This is a genomic window from Glutamicibacter sp. BW80 (assembly GCF_002332385.1).
Taxonomy (GTDB): domain Bacteria; phylum Actinomycetota; class Actinomycetes; order Actinomycetales; family Micrococcaceae; genus Glutamicibacter.
On the sequence record NZ_NRGV01000031.1, the window covers coordinates 388,920 to 402,808 of the forward strand.

Here is a 13,889-nt window from a genome sequence, read left to right on the forward strand (position 1 = left end):
GCCCGCTGAAAGGACGCACGGTGAAACTGCACCCCACCCCCGCATTGCTCTCCACCCTGGCCCGCATCGCCCCGGGAACCGAACTTGCCGAAGGTCTCGAACGCATCCAGCGCGGACGCACCGGAGCGCTGATAGTCCTCGGCCACGACCGGGTGGTCGAGTCCATCTGCTCCGGCGGTTTCCGCATCAATACCGAATACGCCCCGACCCGGATCCGCGAACTGGCGAAAATGGACGGGGCGATCATTCTTGACGCAACCGGCAAGCAGCTGCTCCAAGCCGGCGTGCAGCTGATGCCGGACGCGGTGATCGAAACCCAGGAGTCGGGCACCAGGCACCGTACGGCCGAGCGGGTGGCGATGCAGACAGGTTTCCCGGTGATTTCGGTGTCCCAGTCGATGCACACCATCACCCTCTATGCCGCCGGCGAGCGCTACGTGCTGGAAACCAGCGGGCGGCTGCTGGCTCGCGGCAATCAGGCGGTGGCCACCCTGGAACGCTATCGGCACCGCCTGGATCAGGTGACCAGCGCCCTGTCGGCAGCCGAAATCGAGGACGTTGCCACGGTGCGCGAGGTGCTTGCGGTGTTGCAGCGCACCGAGATGCTGCGGCGCACCAGCGAAGAGATCTCCCGCCACGTGCTCGAACTCGGTGTGGATGGCCGCTTGCTGGCAGCTCAGCATGCCGAGCTGCTCGCCGGGATCCAGACCGACAACCAGCTGATCCTGCGTGATTACTCCAACGCCGAGGGCGCGGAGCTGGATATCGATGCGGCGCTTGAAAAGCTGCATGAGATTTCCGATTCGCAGTTGATCGAGCTGGAGGCGCTGACCAAGATCCTGTTCCCGCACGCGACGGTGAGCCAAGATGACCAGCTCACCCCGAAGGGCTACCGGCTGCTCTCGCAAATCCGCACGGTGCCCAAGGCTATCGGCGAGCGCTTGGTAGCCGCCTTCGATAACCTGCAGCATCTCATGGCCGCTTCGACTACGTCTCTGATGGAAATCGAAGGGGTTGGCGGACAGCGTGCACGCTCGATCCGCGAGGGGTTGGCCCGCATGGCCGAATCCTCGCTGCTGGACCGCTACATCTAGTCCAGTTGGAAAGTGACGGGTTCCGAGTTGTTTTCGCCCAAGGCCGCGGTGAACTTGTAGGTTCCCGGGCGGGGCTGCACGTTGACCGACTTGCAGCCCGGGGCCGAACGCTGCCGGGACCAGGAGAAACGCGCAGATTCTTTCTGCCCCGGCTTCATCATGAGCTGTACGTCTTCGCCGTCGGTGAGGCAATCGACCGTGGAGAAGATCCGATCGTTGCCGCTGGTAATCAAGAATTCCTGCTGCGTGGTGCCCACGTTCAGCTCGCACTCACGCTTCGAGCTATTCTCGATTCCGAGGATGAGCACAGGCTGCTTGTCGGTGGCGTAGGAGCCGGCATCCGTCTGCGCGGTAATTTCGATCTCTTCCACCGCGCATTTTCCGTCCGAGCTCGGTTCGGCTGATTCGCTGGGGCTTGCCGAGTTGGTCGGCGCGGCTTGCGGATCGCCAGCTCCTGCCGGACTGGCCCCGAGGATTCCGGCCAGCGCAACGGCGCCCCATACCAGCAATCCGACAATAGCCAGCGCGATCGCGACCACGGCAATGCGCCGTCGGCGATATACGCTCGCCGCCGATTTTGCCCCCGATGCATTGCTCATAGCTTAAGGCTAGTTCATCTCTGGCCCGCAGCGCGGTAATGCGAGCCGATTCCGCACCGTGAATCGGCTCGCTTAGAGTGGAGTACGTGCAAGAAATCCACCGCCTTATCAATGACTGGTACTCCGCCAACGCCCGCGACCTTCCTTGGCGACGCCCCGGAGTCACCGGGTGGGCCGTCATGGTCAGTGAATTTATGCTGCAGCAAACCCCCGTAGTACGAGTGCAGCCCGTCTGGGAAGAGTGGATGCGCCGCTGGCCGCGGCCCCAAGATCTTGCCGCGGAGCCACTATCCGAGGCGCTCAAAGCCTGGGGGCGCCTAGGCTACCCGCGCCGGGCCATGCGCTTGCATGCGGCGGCCATCGAAATTACCACCGAATACAACGGCATCGTCCCCGAAACCGAAGAGCGGCTGCGGACCCTGCCGGGGGTGGGCGAGTACACCGCCGCGGCGATCGCCTGCTTCGCCTACGGGCAGCGCACCGTGGTGGTGGACACGAACATTCGCCGGGTGCACGCCCGGCTCTTCGGCGCGATGGCCCTGCCCGAACCGAACCCGCGGGCCAGCGAGTTCGCCCGCGCCCGGCAGGTGCAGCCCGAAGACACCGAAACCGCGAACCGTTGGAACATCTCGGTAATGGAACTCGGCGCGCTGATCTGCACCGCCCGCTCCCCTAAATGCGAGACTTGCCCGGTTTTCGAGCACTGCGCGTGGATCAAGGCCGGACAGCCGGCCCCGCACTATGCCCCCAAGGGGCAAGCCTGGAAGGGTACCGACCGGCAGGTTCGCGGGGCAATCATGGCGATCCTGCGCGAACACGAAGAACCCGTGCAGCGCGAAACTTTCCTAGCCGACCTCGCACGCCAGGAGCACGCCAAGTACGTTGCGCTAGGCAAACTCGAATCCCCGCTTGAGCAGCGCGAACGTGCGCTAGCCGGGCTGCTGCACGACGGGCTGGCGATTGACGATGCAGCCGGGGTGCGGCTGCCAAGCTGAGCCGGTGCGCACCGCATCTCGCATTTAGCGCCCGGCCAACTTATGCTGTGCCTATGAAAGGTTCAGCCGACGCAGTTCACGCCGCCCGCATGGCGGCCGATCACCCCTGGTTTGAGCGCGCCGCGCGCCTGGGCTACGCCGCGAACGGCCTGCTGCATGGGGTCCTTGGCATCCTCGCGGTCCTCTTGGCCGCCGGCGGGTCGGCGGAAGCCGACCAGAGCGGTGCGCTGCAGGCGCTTGCCGCGCAACCCTTTGGCGAAGTGCTGCTGTGGGTCTGCGCCGCCGGGGCCCTGCTGCTGGGATTCTGGCATCTCGGGCAGGCTTTATTCGAACAGGAGAAGCTTTTTGGCCGACTCAAATATGTGGCTACGGGTCTGGTTTTCATCGTGGTCGGCGGCACCTTTGGCCGCTACGCGCTCGGCGGCAGGAGCGACTCCGGGCAAACGGCAAGCAGCTTCAGCGCCGAACTGATGGGCCATCCGCTCGGGCGGATCGCGCTGATCGCCTTGGGCTTGGCCCTGATCGCCATGGCCGGCTACTACGCCTACAAGGGTGCGACCCGAAAGTTCTTGGCCGATCTCTCGGCCTCCGGCGGAACCGTGTTCTCCCCCGCCATCAGGATCAGCGGAACCATCGGCTATGTGGCCAAGGGGCTGGTACTTGCAGCCCTCGGCTTGCTGTTCATCAGCTCAACGATCCAGCAGGACCCCGAAGAGGCCACCGGTGTGGACGGAGCATTGAAAGCGATCCGTGAGCAAAGCTTCGGAGCACCAATCCTCACGACGATCGGCGTGGGCCTGCTGGCTTACGCCCTCTACCTTTTCTTCCGCGCGCGTTTTGACTCGATGGACTAGAAGGCCAAGATCATTCGAGTGTTGCCCAGCGTATTCGGCTTCACGCGGGCCAGATCCAGGAATTCCGCGACGCCTTCATCCCGTGAGTGCAAGAGTTCCTGATACACCTCATGGTCTACCGCCGACTGGTCCTCCATGACGGTGAACCCGTGACGTTCGAAGAAGGCCACCTCGAAGGTCAGGCAGAAGACCCGTGAAACTCCGACGGCCTTGGCCCGGCGCAGCAATTCCTCGATGAGCGCATGCCCCACCCCCTGCCCGCGGTACCGGGCACCGGTGGCGAGGGTGCGGATCTCGGCGATATCCTCCCAGATCACATGCAGGCCGCCGCAGCCGGCTACCTCCCCGCCTGCGTCTTCGGCGATCACGAACTCCTGAATGGACTCGTAATAGGTCACCGACTCCTTATCCAGCAGAATCCGGTCTACCGCCAAGGGCCGAACAAGATCCCTGATTTTGGCAACATCGCTGGTACGGGCTGAACGGACGGTAAAAGTATTCACCTGCCAAATACTATTCGCGCGGTCAACGTCACCCAAGCATTCACGTCTTTTTTGTGACACATCAGCTAGGCAATATGCAACACTAAGGACGGACAAGTTCAAATCAAGGAGCATCATGCAACGGCATATGGCCAAACCCGGAGCCGGCCTGCTGCTGGTACTCCTCGCGGCGGTGGGCATTGCACCGCTGTTCACCTACGGGTTGAGCGCGACCAGTGACCTTGTCATCCGCGACCTGCAAATCAGTGAGGCGCAGTTCGGCTTGCTGGCTACCGTGTGCTTCGGTTGCGCAGCCGTCGGCAACGCCGCTTTCAGCTCCTTCGCGGACCGGCAAAAAGACACCACCCTATTCATCATCATCTTCGGCCTGGCCGCGGCCGCGCTGGCGCTCGTTGCGCTTCCCGGCGGCTATGCGGTACTCCTGATCGCGGCCATGCTCGCCGGGTTCGCCCAGTCATTCCCGAATGGGGTGACCAATCGGGTGCTGGTCCAACGCGTGCCAGTTGCCCAGCGCATCACCTGGACCGGGGTCAAGCAATCCGGGGTGCAGGTGAGCCAGCTGGTAGGCAGCCTGGGATTCCCGCTGTTGGCAGCTTGGGTGGGTTGGCGCGGTGCCTCGCTCGCCGGAGCGGTGCTGGCAGGGGTGCTCGGTGTGCTCGCGGTGAAGCTGGTCAACGCCACCGCCATGCTGCCGGCCGCCCCGAGCATCAAGCGGGAGAACTCGGCAACCGCTACCGGCCCGTCCACCCGTTTTATCGTCGTCACGCTGACCGTCTTCGGCTTCATCAACGGCTTGGGGGTGCAGGCGACCAACGTGTACCTTCCGCTCTTTGCGGTGCGCGAGTTGGACTTTTCATTGCTGCTTGGCGGCCTGACCGCCGCAGTGGCCGGCGCCTTCGGAGTCAGCGCCCGCATCGGCTGGGGCGCGCTGATGGCACGCGGGGTCTCCGCGCCGAAGCTGCTGCTCACCCTGGCGTTGCTGGCTACCAGCGGAGGGGTGACCTTCTGGCAGGCTCAGGTGCAGGACTCGGCGTGGCTGCTGTGGCTGGCGGTGATCCTGCACGGTGCGGCGGCGCTGGGCGTCTCGGTGGTGCTGATGGCGGCTTTGCTTCGCACCGTGCCTGCGGCGTCGCTGGGCAGCTCCACCGGCATCGTCTCGGCCGGGCAATTCGCCGGCTTCACCTTTGGCCCGCTGCTGATGGGCGCGCTGATCTCTTCGCCTGGCGGATTCACCGCCGGGTGGATTGCGGTCACCGGAATTTACCTGTGCTGCGTGCTCTTGGGGCTCTACCTGGTCTTCCGAAAGCGCGCCTAAATGGATTTGCAGACGCTCGCCCACCTGCGCAGGGCCCGTGACCTGATGGACCGCAGATATGCCGACCCCTTGGACGTGCCGGCCATGGCATCTCGTGCGCTGATGTCCCCCGCGCATTTCTCCCGCGAGTTCAAGCGCGCCTATGGCGAAACGCCGTATTCCTACCTGCTGACCCGGCGTATCGAGCGGGCCATGCACCTGCTGCGCGCCGGGGTGTCGGTGACGGATGCCTGCATGCAGGTCGGCTGGAGCTCGCTGGGTTCTTTCAGCAGCCGTTTCACCGAGGTGGTTGGGCAGTCCCCTTCGGCCTATCGCGAGCGCGAGCATTCGGCGACGGAAGAGATTCCCGCCTGCATCGCCAAGATCCTGCTGCGTCCGCCGCGATTCTGAGCAGTTTTGAAGAAGCCGGGCGGAAATCCCGCCGCTAGGCTGAAATCATGACAAATATTAGTGTGCAGTATGTTCCCGTGACGGTTCTCGACGTTGATGAGGCCCTGGTTTTCTACCGTGACGCGCTCGGTTTAGCGGTAGCCTCCGACGTGGCTCACGGCGGGTTCCGCTGGGTATCCCTCGCCGTTTCGGGTCAGCCCGGGCTGAACTTGGTGCTTTCCGCTCCGGGCGCGGGGCGCTCCGCAGAAGACGCCGCTGCCCTCGGGGAGCTTATCGCCAAGGGTGCGCTGGGCGGTTTGGTGCTTTCGGTTCCCGACGTGGATTCGCTCTTCGAATCGCTGAGCGCCAGCGGTGCGGAGGTATTGCAAGAGCCCGTGGACCAGCCGTGGGGGCCACGGGATTGCGCCTTCCGCGATCCCTCGGGCAATATGGTTCGCATCAACCAGGTTACCTAGGAGAAAAGCATGCCGGATACAGACCAGTCGGGATTCAGCGCCGCCGAGAAGGCCGCAATCAAGGAACGCGCGGCGGAGGTAAAGGCGCCGAAGAAGCGCATGACCAAAGCCGAGAAGCAGGAGCAGGCGCGCAAGGATCTTGAAGCGAAGATCGACTCCTTCGAAGGTACGGATAAGGAACTGGCCCAGCGCCTGCACGAGCTCATCATCGCCAACGCGCCGCAGCTGGAGCCAAAGCTCTGGTATGGCATGCCCGCCTACGCGCTCGATGGCAAGGTGCTGTGCTTCATTCAGGATGCGAAGAAGTTCGAGGCCCGCTACCTGACCTTCGGATTCAACGATGTGGCGATGCTCGATGAGGGAACGCTGTGGCCCACCTCGTTCGCGATCACCGGGTTGAACGACCAGCAGGCCGCGATGCTCGCCGAGCTGGTGACGAAGGCCGTCGGAAACTAATTAAAAAGCACCGCGGGTGCGGCTTCCGGATTTCTCCGAAAGCCGCACCCGCAGTGCTTTATGCTTCGCCTTAGCTTTCCAGCGCTGCCGGTGCCGGCTCGCCTTCCAGCTGGCCGTTGCCGCCCTCGGCGTGGAAGGTGAACTTGCGTGTCTCCGCCTCGCCTTCGACGTCTACGGTGATCTTCTGGCCGGTGACGATCTGCCCGAACAGGATTCGCTCGGAGAGCTGGTCCTCGATATCGCGCTGGATCGTGCGGCGCAGCGGGCGTGCGCCCATTGCAGGATCGTAACCGCGCTCGGCGAGCAGGCTGCGTGCGGCCTGCGTCAGCTCGATGGTCATGCCGCGGTCGTCCAAGCGCTTGGACAGGCGTGCGATGAATAGATCAACGATCTCTTCGATCTCATCCTGGCTCAGCTGCGGGAAGACCACGGTGTCATCAACACGGTTCAGGAATTCCGGGCGGAAATGCTGGCGCAGCTCCTCCTGGACCTTGGCCTGCATCCGCTCGTAACCGGTCTTGGTGTCCGAGGCGGACTGGAAACCAGTCATCACACCCTTGGAGATGTCGCGGGTACCAAGGTTGGTGGTCATGATGATGATGGTGTTCTTGAAGTCCACCACACGACCCTGGGAGTCGGTCAGTCGGCCGTCTTCCAGAATCTGCAGCAAGGAGTTGAACAGGTCCGCGTGGGCCTTCTCCACCTCGTCGAAGAGCACAACGGCGAATGGACGACGGCGCACCTTCTCGGTCAGCTGTCCGCCCTCTTCGTAACCGACGTAGCCCGGAGGGGCACCGAACAGTCGCGACACGGTGTGCTTCTCGGAGTACTCGGACATGTCCAAGGTGATCAGCGCGTCTTCCTCACCGAAGAGGAATTCGGCCAGCGCCTTGGCCAGCTCGGTCTTGCCCACGCCGGTCGGGCCGGCGAAGATGAACGAGCCGCCGGGGCGGTTCGGATCCTTCAGGCCTGCGCGGGTACGGCGGATCGCCTGGCTGATCGACTTGATCGCCGAGTCCTGGCCGACGACACGCTTGTGCAGCTCTTCTTCCATGTTCATCAGGCGCGTGGACTCTTCCTCGGTCAGCTTCACTACCGGAATACCGGTCGAGTTAGCTAGCACCTCGGCAATAAGATCCTCGGTGACCTCGGAGATTTCATCCAGGTCGCCGTTGCGCCAGGACTTTTCCTTCTCGTTTCGGGCCTCGATGAGCTTGGACTCCTTGTCGCGCAGCGAAGCGGCACCTTCGAAGTCCTGCGCATCGATCGCAGCTTCCTTCTCCAGTCGCACGGTGGCGATTTCCTCGTCCATTTCCTTCAGCGCCGGCGGGGCGGTCATGCGCTGGATGCGCAGTCGTGCACCCGCCTCGTCGATCAGGTCAACGGCCTTATCCGGAAGGAATCGGTCCGAGATGTAGCGGTGCGCCAACGTGGCGGCAGCCTGCAGGGCGCCGTCGGTGATGGACACGCGGTGGTGCGCCTCGTAGCGGTCACGCAGGCCGCGCAGGATCTGCGTGGTCAGCTCGACCGAAGGCTCCTTGACCTGGATCGGCTGGAAACGGCGCTCAAGCGCCGCGTCCTTCTCGATATTCTTGCGGTACTCATCCAGCGTGGTGGCGCCAACGGTCTGCAGCTCGCCGCGGGCCAGCATCGGCTTCAGGATCGAGGCCGCGTCGATTGCGCCTTCGGCGGCACCGGCACCCACCAAGGTGTGGATCTCGTCGATGAACAAGATGATGTCACCGCGGGTGCGGATCTCCTTGAGCACCTTCTTCAGGCGTTCTTCGAAGTCACCACGGTAACGCGAGCCGGCCACCAGCGAACCGAGGTCCAAGGTGTACAGCTGCTTGTCCTTGATGGTCTCCGGCACGTCGCCACGCACGATTGCCTGGGCCAAGCCCTCGACAACCGCGGTCTTGCCGACACCAGGTTCACCGATCAAGACCGGGTTGTTCTTAGTACGGCGCGAGAGGACCTGCATAACGCGTTCCATCTCGTGCTCGCGACCGATCACCGGGTCCAGCTTGCCCTCGCGGGCGGCTGCGGTGAGGTTGCGGCCGAACTGATCCAGCACTGCCGAGCCGGCAGGAGTTCCCTCCTGCTGGCCACTGGAGCTGACACCAGCCGAGGCGGTGTCCTTGCTTCCCTGATAACCCGAGAGCAGCTGGATGACCTGCTGGCGTACGCGACCGAGGTCGGCACCCAACTTCACCAGCACCTGGGCTGCGACGCCCTCGCCCTCGCGGATCAGGCCGAGCAGGATGTGCTCGGTTCCAATGTAGTTATGCCCCAGCTGCAACGCTTCACGCAGCGAGAGCTCCAAAACTTTTTTGGCGCGTGGAGTGAAGGGGATGTGACCGGAAGGTGCCTGCTGGCCCTTTCCGATAATCTCCTGCACCTGCTCACGCACGGCACCCAACGAAATATTCAGCGATTCGAGCGCCTTGGCGGCGACCCCATCACCTTCGTGGATAAGACCGAGCAGCAGGTGCTCGGTGCCGATGTAGTTGTGGTTGAGCATGCGCGCCTCTTCTTGGGCGAGCACGACAACTCGACGGGCACGGTCGGTAAATCTCTCAAACATCTTCGGCACACTCCTTGCTTACCAATAATTCGATGCTACGCACCGCGGGGCCACAATGCGCCCTTGTTCGCCATAGGGATAACCCGCAGGGCTAGATGACGGTTTATTCGAATGGCAAACCAATATCTGTCAGACAAATTTTATCGTCAATTTACTTGTTCTATCTTCAAGCAAATGATTTTGATTGGTGCACCAATCAAAATCTTCGTAATCTAGTCGTGATACAGGCAAAGGGCCGGAGTACCTTTCGATACTCCGACCCTTTGCAGAGACTAATTCAACACCTAGTGAATTACTTGGCGCGACCCCGACTACCCTTACGCATAGCTGCGTTATAGGCGTCAACAACATCAGCATTCAAGCGCCCGCGGGCGTTGACCTTAATGTTGTTTTCCTTGGCCCATGCGCGAATTGCAGGAGCCTCGCTCGCGCTACTCTGCTTAGCCGAACGCGCAGCATCGATATATGGCTCTAGGGCCGCACGGAATTCGTCGGCGTGCTCCGAGTTCAAGTCAATCTCGTAGTGCTGACCAGCAATACTGAACGAAATCGACTCAATCGCTTCGCTGCCATCAATGTCGTCAATCAGGGCAATCTGAACCTGACGTGCCATTATTCTTATTCCTCCATGCGTGGATTTGCTGAACTAAGTCCATAAGAACTCAAAGTTCATTGCAAAAATCAAGTATAGTCAGATTTTGCAATAAATTCGAACGCATCAAACAATTAAGAGGTAATTACTAGGATTATCCTAATTTCCGGACGTGCTGGTTTCTGAATTACCATGATGTGCGATTTTAGCTTCGGCTTCGGCCTGGGCTTTACGCTCATTCCGATCAGCGTTTGAAATCGCCTTGATCGCATACCAAAATATGAGCGCCAGCACGATAGTTGGAACAATTGCCTCTACATATGGCATGGGATTTATGCCTCCGGCTTGAGTAATGGGAACAGGATCGTTTCGCGAATTCCTAGGTCGGTGAAGAGCATAACCAGTCGATCGATGCCCAATCCGATACCACCCATTGGTGGGGCACCGTACTCCAGTGCGCGCAGGAAGTCTTCATCCAGTTGCATTGCTTCCGGGTCGCCACCGGCAGCCAACAACGATTGCTCGGTCAGGCGCTCACGCTGGATGACTGGATCGATCAGCTCGGAGAACGCGGTACCGCGCTCCATGCCACCGATAATCAAGTCCCACGCTTCAATGACGCCGGGCTTTGAACGGTGTGGCCGCGCCAGCGGCTGCGCCAGTGGCGGGTAATCGCAGACGAAGGTCGGGTCGATCAGCTTCGGCTCGACGATCTCGCCGAATAGTTCGATGACAAGCTTCTGCGCGCTCCACGCTGGGTCGATCTTGACTTGGTGCTTTTCGGCGACGCCACGCAATACCTCGGCGTCGGTCTCTGGGGTGATCTCCACACCCACGGCTTCGGAGAGGCCCGGGTACACGCTCAACCAGCGCCATTCGCCGTCCAGGTTAATGGTGCCGTTCGCGGTCTCGATGGTACGACCGGCACCGATGGCGTCCGCCGCATTCAGGATCATCTGCTGCATGCGCTCCGCCATCACATACTGGTCCGCGTAGGCTTCGTAGCATTCAAGCATGGTAAATTCCGGCGAGTGAGTGGAGTCCACGCCCTCGTTGCGGAAGATGCGCCCGATTTCGAAGACCCTGTCCACGCCGCCAACCACTGCACGCTTGAGGTACAGCTCCAAGGCGATGCGCATGGTCATTTCCTGATCGAAAGCGTTCAGGTGCGTCTTGAATGGGCGGGCCGAGGCTCCACCGTGCACCAGCTGCAGCATCGGGGTCTCAACCTCGACGTACTCGTGGTCTTCGAGGGTTCTGCGCACCGCACGGATGATCGCCGCGCGCTTGTACACCATTTCGCGGGCTTCGTTGCGAACGATCAGATCCGCATAGCGCTGACGCACACGGGTTTCTTCGTTCAGGTCTGCGTGCAGCACCGGCAACGGGCGCAGGGCCTTGGAAGCCATTTCGAAGCCATCTGCCATCACCGACAGTTCGCCGCGACGCGAAGAAATTACCTCGCCGGTCACGAATACGTGGTCACCGAGGTCGACCAGGGACTTCCACTGGGCTAGGCGCTCTTCGCCGACAGTTGCCAGCGAAAGCATAACCTGCAGGCGGGTGCCGGCACCCTTCGGGCCGCCCTCCTGCACGGTGGCGAAGCAGAGCTTTCCGGTATTGCGCATGAAGACGATGCGTCCGGCGATACCGACCTTGACGCCGGTCGCCTGATCTGGCTCGAGCTCTGGGAACTGTTCGCGGACTTGCTGCAAGGTATGAGTGCGTGCCACCCCAACCGGGAAGGCTTCCTCGCCGTTCGCCAGCAGGGCGTTGCGCTTATCGATGCGGACCTGACGCTGGTCGTTTGGATCGGTGCTATCTGCGGAATTATTTTGGGAAGTCACAATAGTCCATTCTACTTGCCATTCTTAGTCATTTGGCAGGATCATGATGCGCCTTACACGGTGATCTCCGCGCCTTAACGAATTCAAGGCGCAGAGATCGCTCCCTGCGCCTTGCCTGGTACTACCAGATGGTCACTCGATCTGCCGGATCAAGCCACATTCCATCGCCCGGCTTGGTGTCAAAGGCCTCGTGGAATGCAGCCAGGTTCTTCGGCACCTGATTGCAGCGGAACTCGCCCGGCGCGTGCGGGTCGGTGGTCACACGCACCACTGCGGTCTCCGGTCGGATCAGCGTGCGCCAGCACTCGGCCCAGGAGTAGAAGAAGCGCTGATCGCCGGTGACACCGTTGATCACCTCGTCCTCTTCGATGCCGCGGGCGGCCAGCTCAAGCTTGTAGGCCCGGTAGGCGATGCCCAGCCCGCCGAGGTCACCAATGTTTTCGCCGAGCGTCAGTTCCCCGTTCACCTGGTGGTCCGGCGCCTCGGTGGGGCGCAAAGCGTTGTACTGGTCGACCAGCTTGCCGGTGAGCTGCTCAAAAGCCGCGCGGTCCTCCTCGGTCCACCAGTTGGTTAGCTGGCCGGTTCCGTCATACTGTGAGCCCTGGTCATCGAACCCATGGCCGATCTCGTGTCCGATGACCGCACCGATCGCCCCGAAGTTCGAGGCGACGTCACGGTCCTTGTCGAAGAATGGCAAGCGCAAAATGGCAGCCGGGAAGGCGATCTCATTGAGCAGCGGATGATAGTAGGCGTTGACGGTCTGCGGATACATGAACCAGAGTTCGCGGTCCACCCCGTCATCGATCTTCTTCAGCTCACGCTTGAATTCGAATTCGTTCGCGGCCGCAAGGTTCGCGATGACGTCCACGGGGTCGGTCTCGACTGAGGAGTAATCGATCCACTCGTTGGGATAGCCAATCTTAGGCCGGAACATCGACAGCTTCTCAAGGGCCTTCTCGATGGTCTCCGCTCCCATCCACGGCAGATTCGAGATCGAAATGCGGTAGGCCTCGATAAGCCGCTCAACCAGTGCATCCATCGCATGCTTGGCTTCTTGTGGGAAATGCTTGGCCACATAGAGTTGACCAATATCCTCGCCTACGCCGCCTTCGGTGAAGGCGACACCACGCTTCCAGCGTTCCTTCAGCGTTTCCACCCCACCGAGCTTGGCCGAGTAGAAAGAGAAATTCTCATTTACAAACGCACTGGACAGGTATGGTGCGAAGGAGCGCAGCGCCTGAACGGTGAGCCAGTTCTTCCAGCTCTCCAGGGGTTCTGCGCCGAGCAAACCGGAGAGCGCTTCGAAGTAGCTTGGCTGCCAGAATACTACCTCGGCAGAGTACTTCGATTCGATGCCGGCGCCCTTCAGCCAGGTACGCAGGCCGGGGAACAACTTGAAGACTTCTTCTTCGGTCATGAGGTTATAGCGTGCCTGAGCATCACGGACCTTCACCCGATCCCAGTGATGACTGGCTATCTTGGTCTCCAACGCAGTCACGGAGGCTGCCGCCTGCGCTGGATCGGGAATGCCGCCGAGCGCCAGCAGACGGGTTAGGTGTTCTTCATAGTCGGAGACGGTCTGTGCGAACTGTTCTTCGCGGTAATAGGACTCATCTGGCAACCCGAGACCGCCCTGCAAGAAGGTCAACAGGTTTCGTTCCGGGTTTCCGGCGTCGTTCATTGCTCCCGAGGCTAGGAAGCCACTTATGCCCTTGCGATAGAAGGAGCCAGAAAGCTCAAGCAGGGATTCGACATCTGAAACGTTCGAAATTGCCTGCAGGTATTCGGCGACCGGATCAGCACCGCGCTGTTCGATGACTTCTTCGTTCATGAAACTACCGTATAAATCGGCAATACGCTGTGACGGACCCGCTAGTTCTGATCCGGAATCGTGGGCTTTGACTGCATCTGTAATGATCGCGTGGACCGCGTCTTCAGCGTCGTCGCGAAGCTCCATGAAAGATCCGTAGAGCCCTTGGTCGCTCGGGATGGAAGCCGATTCGAACCACTTTCCGTTCGAATGACGGTAGAGGTCGTCCTGGGGGCGGATGGAATCATCACGATATTTCAGCGCATCTGTCGTCAACGAGGGGCTCCCTATATAGCGGATCTAGCAGTACCTATTATTCACTGTATCTATTAGATCTCTAGCCCGAAGGAAGTCGCACGTATATGCGCCGAAGGCTTAAACAGGTGAGGCCCCCA

General features: G+C 61.2%; 14 protein-coding genes. 7 read left to right on the forward strand and 7 right to left on the reverse strand.

Annotated elements, in window-relative coordinates; all coding sequences use genetic code 11:
• Nucleotides 1-20 precede the first annotated feature (20 nt).
• Nucleotides 21-1,094 (forward strand): DNA integrity scanning diadenylate cyclase DisA, encoded by a 1,074-nt coding sequence (gene disA / locus CIK76_RS10175; RefSeq protein WP_096285971.1) that lies wholly within the window; start codon nucleotides 21-23, stop codon nucleotides 1,092-1,094.
• On the opposite strand, the gene CIK76_RS10180 is transcribed toward disA, so the two are convergent.
• Entirely contained in the window at nucleotides 1,091-1,693 is a 603-nt protein-coding gene (locus CIK76_RS10180) for a hypothetical protein (RefSeq protein WP_096285973.1), read from the reverse strand. The genes disA and CIK76_RS10180 overlap by 4 nt on opposite strands.
• 86 nt (nucleotides 1,694-1,779) lie before the next feature.
• Here CIK76_RS10180 and CIK76_RS10185 point away from each other — a divergent pair, with 86 nt between their 5' ends.
• Both CIK76_RS10185 and CIK76_RS10190 read left to right on the forward strand, forming a co-directional pair.
• Nucleotides 1,780-2,688 (forward strand): A/G-specific adenine glycosylase, encoded by a 909-nt coding sequence (locus CIK76_RS10185; protein WP_096286059.1) that lies wholly within the window; start codon nucleotides 1,780-1,782, stop codon nucleotides 2,686-2,688.
• Between the two features lie 53 nt (nucleotides 2,689-2,741).
• On the forward strand, nucleotides 2,742-3,542 hold the full coding sequence (locus CIK76_RS10190) for a DUF1206 domain-containing protein (RefSeq protein WP_096285975.1): 801 nt from the start codon (nucleotides 2,742-2,744) through the stop codon (nucleotides 3,540-3,542).
• Here the strand turns inward: CIK76_RS10190 and CIK76_RS10195 are convergent.
• Nucleotides 3,539-4,045, reverse strand: a complete 507-nt coding sequence (locus CIK76_RS10195) for an amino-acid N-acetyltransferase (protein ID WP_255248426.1) — start codon at nucleotides 4,043-4,045, stop codon at nucleotides 3,539-3,541. The two genes, CIK76_RS10190 and CIK76_RS10195, sit on opposite strands and share 4 nt — an antisense overlap.
• Before the next feature lie 115 nt (nucleotides 4,046-4,160).
• Here CIK76_RS10195 and CIK76_RS10200 point away from each other — a divergent pair, with 115 nt between their 5' ends.
• From CIK76_RS10200 to CIK76_RS10215, 4 genes are read left to right on the forward strand one after another with little or no spacing between them, the layout of a single operon-like run.
• Complete coding sequence (locus CIK76_RS10200; protein WP_176484164.1) at nucleotides 4,161-5,360, forward strand: MFS transporter; 1,200 nt, start codon at nucleotides 4,161-4,163, stop codon at nucleotides 5,358-5,360.
• Entirely contained in the window at nucleotides 5,361-5,750 is a 390-nt protein-coding gene (locus tag CIK76_RS10205) for a helix-turn-helix transcriptional regulator (RefSeq protein WP_096285977.1), read from the forward strand.
• Between the two features lie 47 nt (nucleotides 5,751-5,797).
• On the forward strand, nucleotides 5,798-6,205 hold the full coding sequence (locus tag CIK76_RS10210; RefSeq protein WP_096285979.1) for a VOC family protein: 408 nt from the start codon (nucleotides 5,798-5,800) through the stop codon (nucleotides 6,203-6,205).
• Between the two features lie 9 nt (nucleotides 6,206-6,214).
• Nucleotides 6,215-6,661, forward strand: a complete 447-nt coding sequence (locus tag CIK76_RS10215) for a DUF1801 domain-containing protein (protein ID WP_096285980.1) — start codon at nucleotides 6,215-6,217, stop codon at nucleotides 6,659-6,661.
• A 70-nt stretch (nucleotides 6,662-6,731) separates the two neighbouring features.
• Here the strand turns inward: CIK76_RS10215 and CIK76_RS10220 are convergent, their stop codons facing one another.
• From CIK76_RS10220 to CIK76_RS10235, 5 genes are all read right to left on the reverse strand, one after another.
• Nucleotides 6,732-9,245, reverse strand: coding sequence for an ATP-dependent Clp protease ATP-binding subunit (locus tag CIK76_RS10220; RefSeq protein ID WP_096285982.1), 2,514 nt, complete (start codon nucleotides 9,243-9,245; stop codon nucleotides 6,732-6,734).
• Nucleotides 9,246-9,537: 292 nt separating this feature from the next.
• Nucleotides 9,538-9,858, reverse strand: coding sequence for an Lsr2 family protein (locus CIK76_RS10225; RefSeq protein ID WP_096285984.1), 321 nt, complete (start codon nucleotides 9,856-9,858; stop codon nucleotides 9,538-9,540).
• Nucleotides 9,859-9,996: 138 nt separating this feature from the next.
• Nucleotides 9,997-10,164, reverse strand: a complete 168-nt coding sequence (locus tag CIK76_RS19395; RefSeq protein ID WP_176484165.1) for a hypothetical protein — start codon at nucleotides 10,162-10,164, stop codon at nucleotides 9,997-9,999.
• 5 nt (nucleotides 10,165-10,169) lie between these two features.
• Entirely contained in the window at nucleotides 10,170-11,684 is a 1,515-nt protein-coding gene (gene lysS / locus CIK76_RS10230; protein WP_096285986.1) for a lysine--tRNA ligase, read from the reverse strand.
• Between the two features lie 121 nt (nucleotides 11,685-11,805).
• Nucleotides 11,806-13,770 (reverse strand): M13-type metalloendopeptidase, encoded by a 1,965-nt coding sequence (locus tag CIK76_RS10235; protein WP_255248427.1) that lies wholly within the window; start codon nucleotides 13,768-13,770, stop codon nucleotides 11,806-11,808.
• Nucleotides 13,771-13,889: the final 119 nt, after the last annotated feature.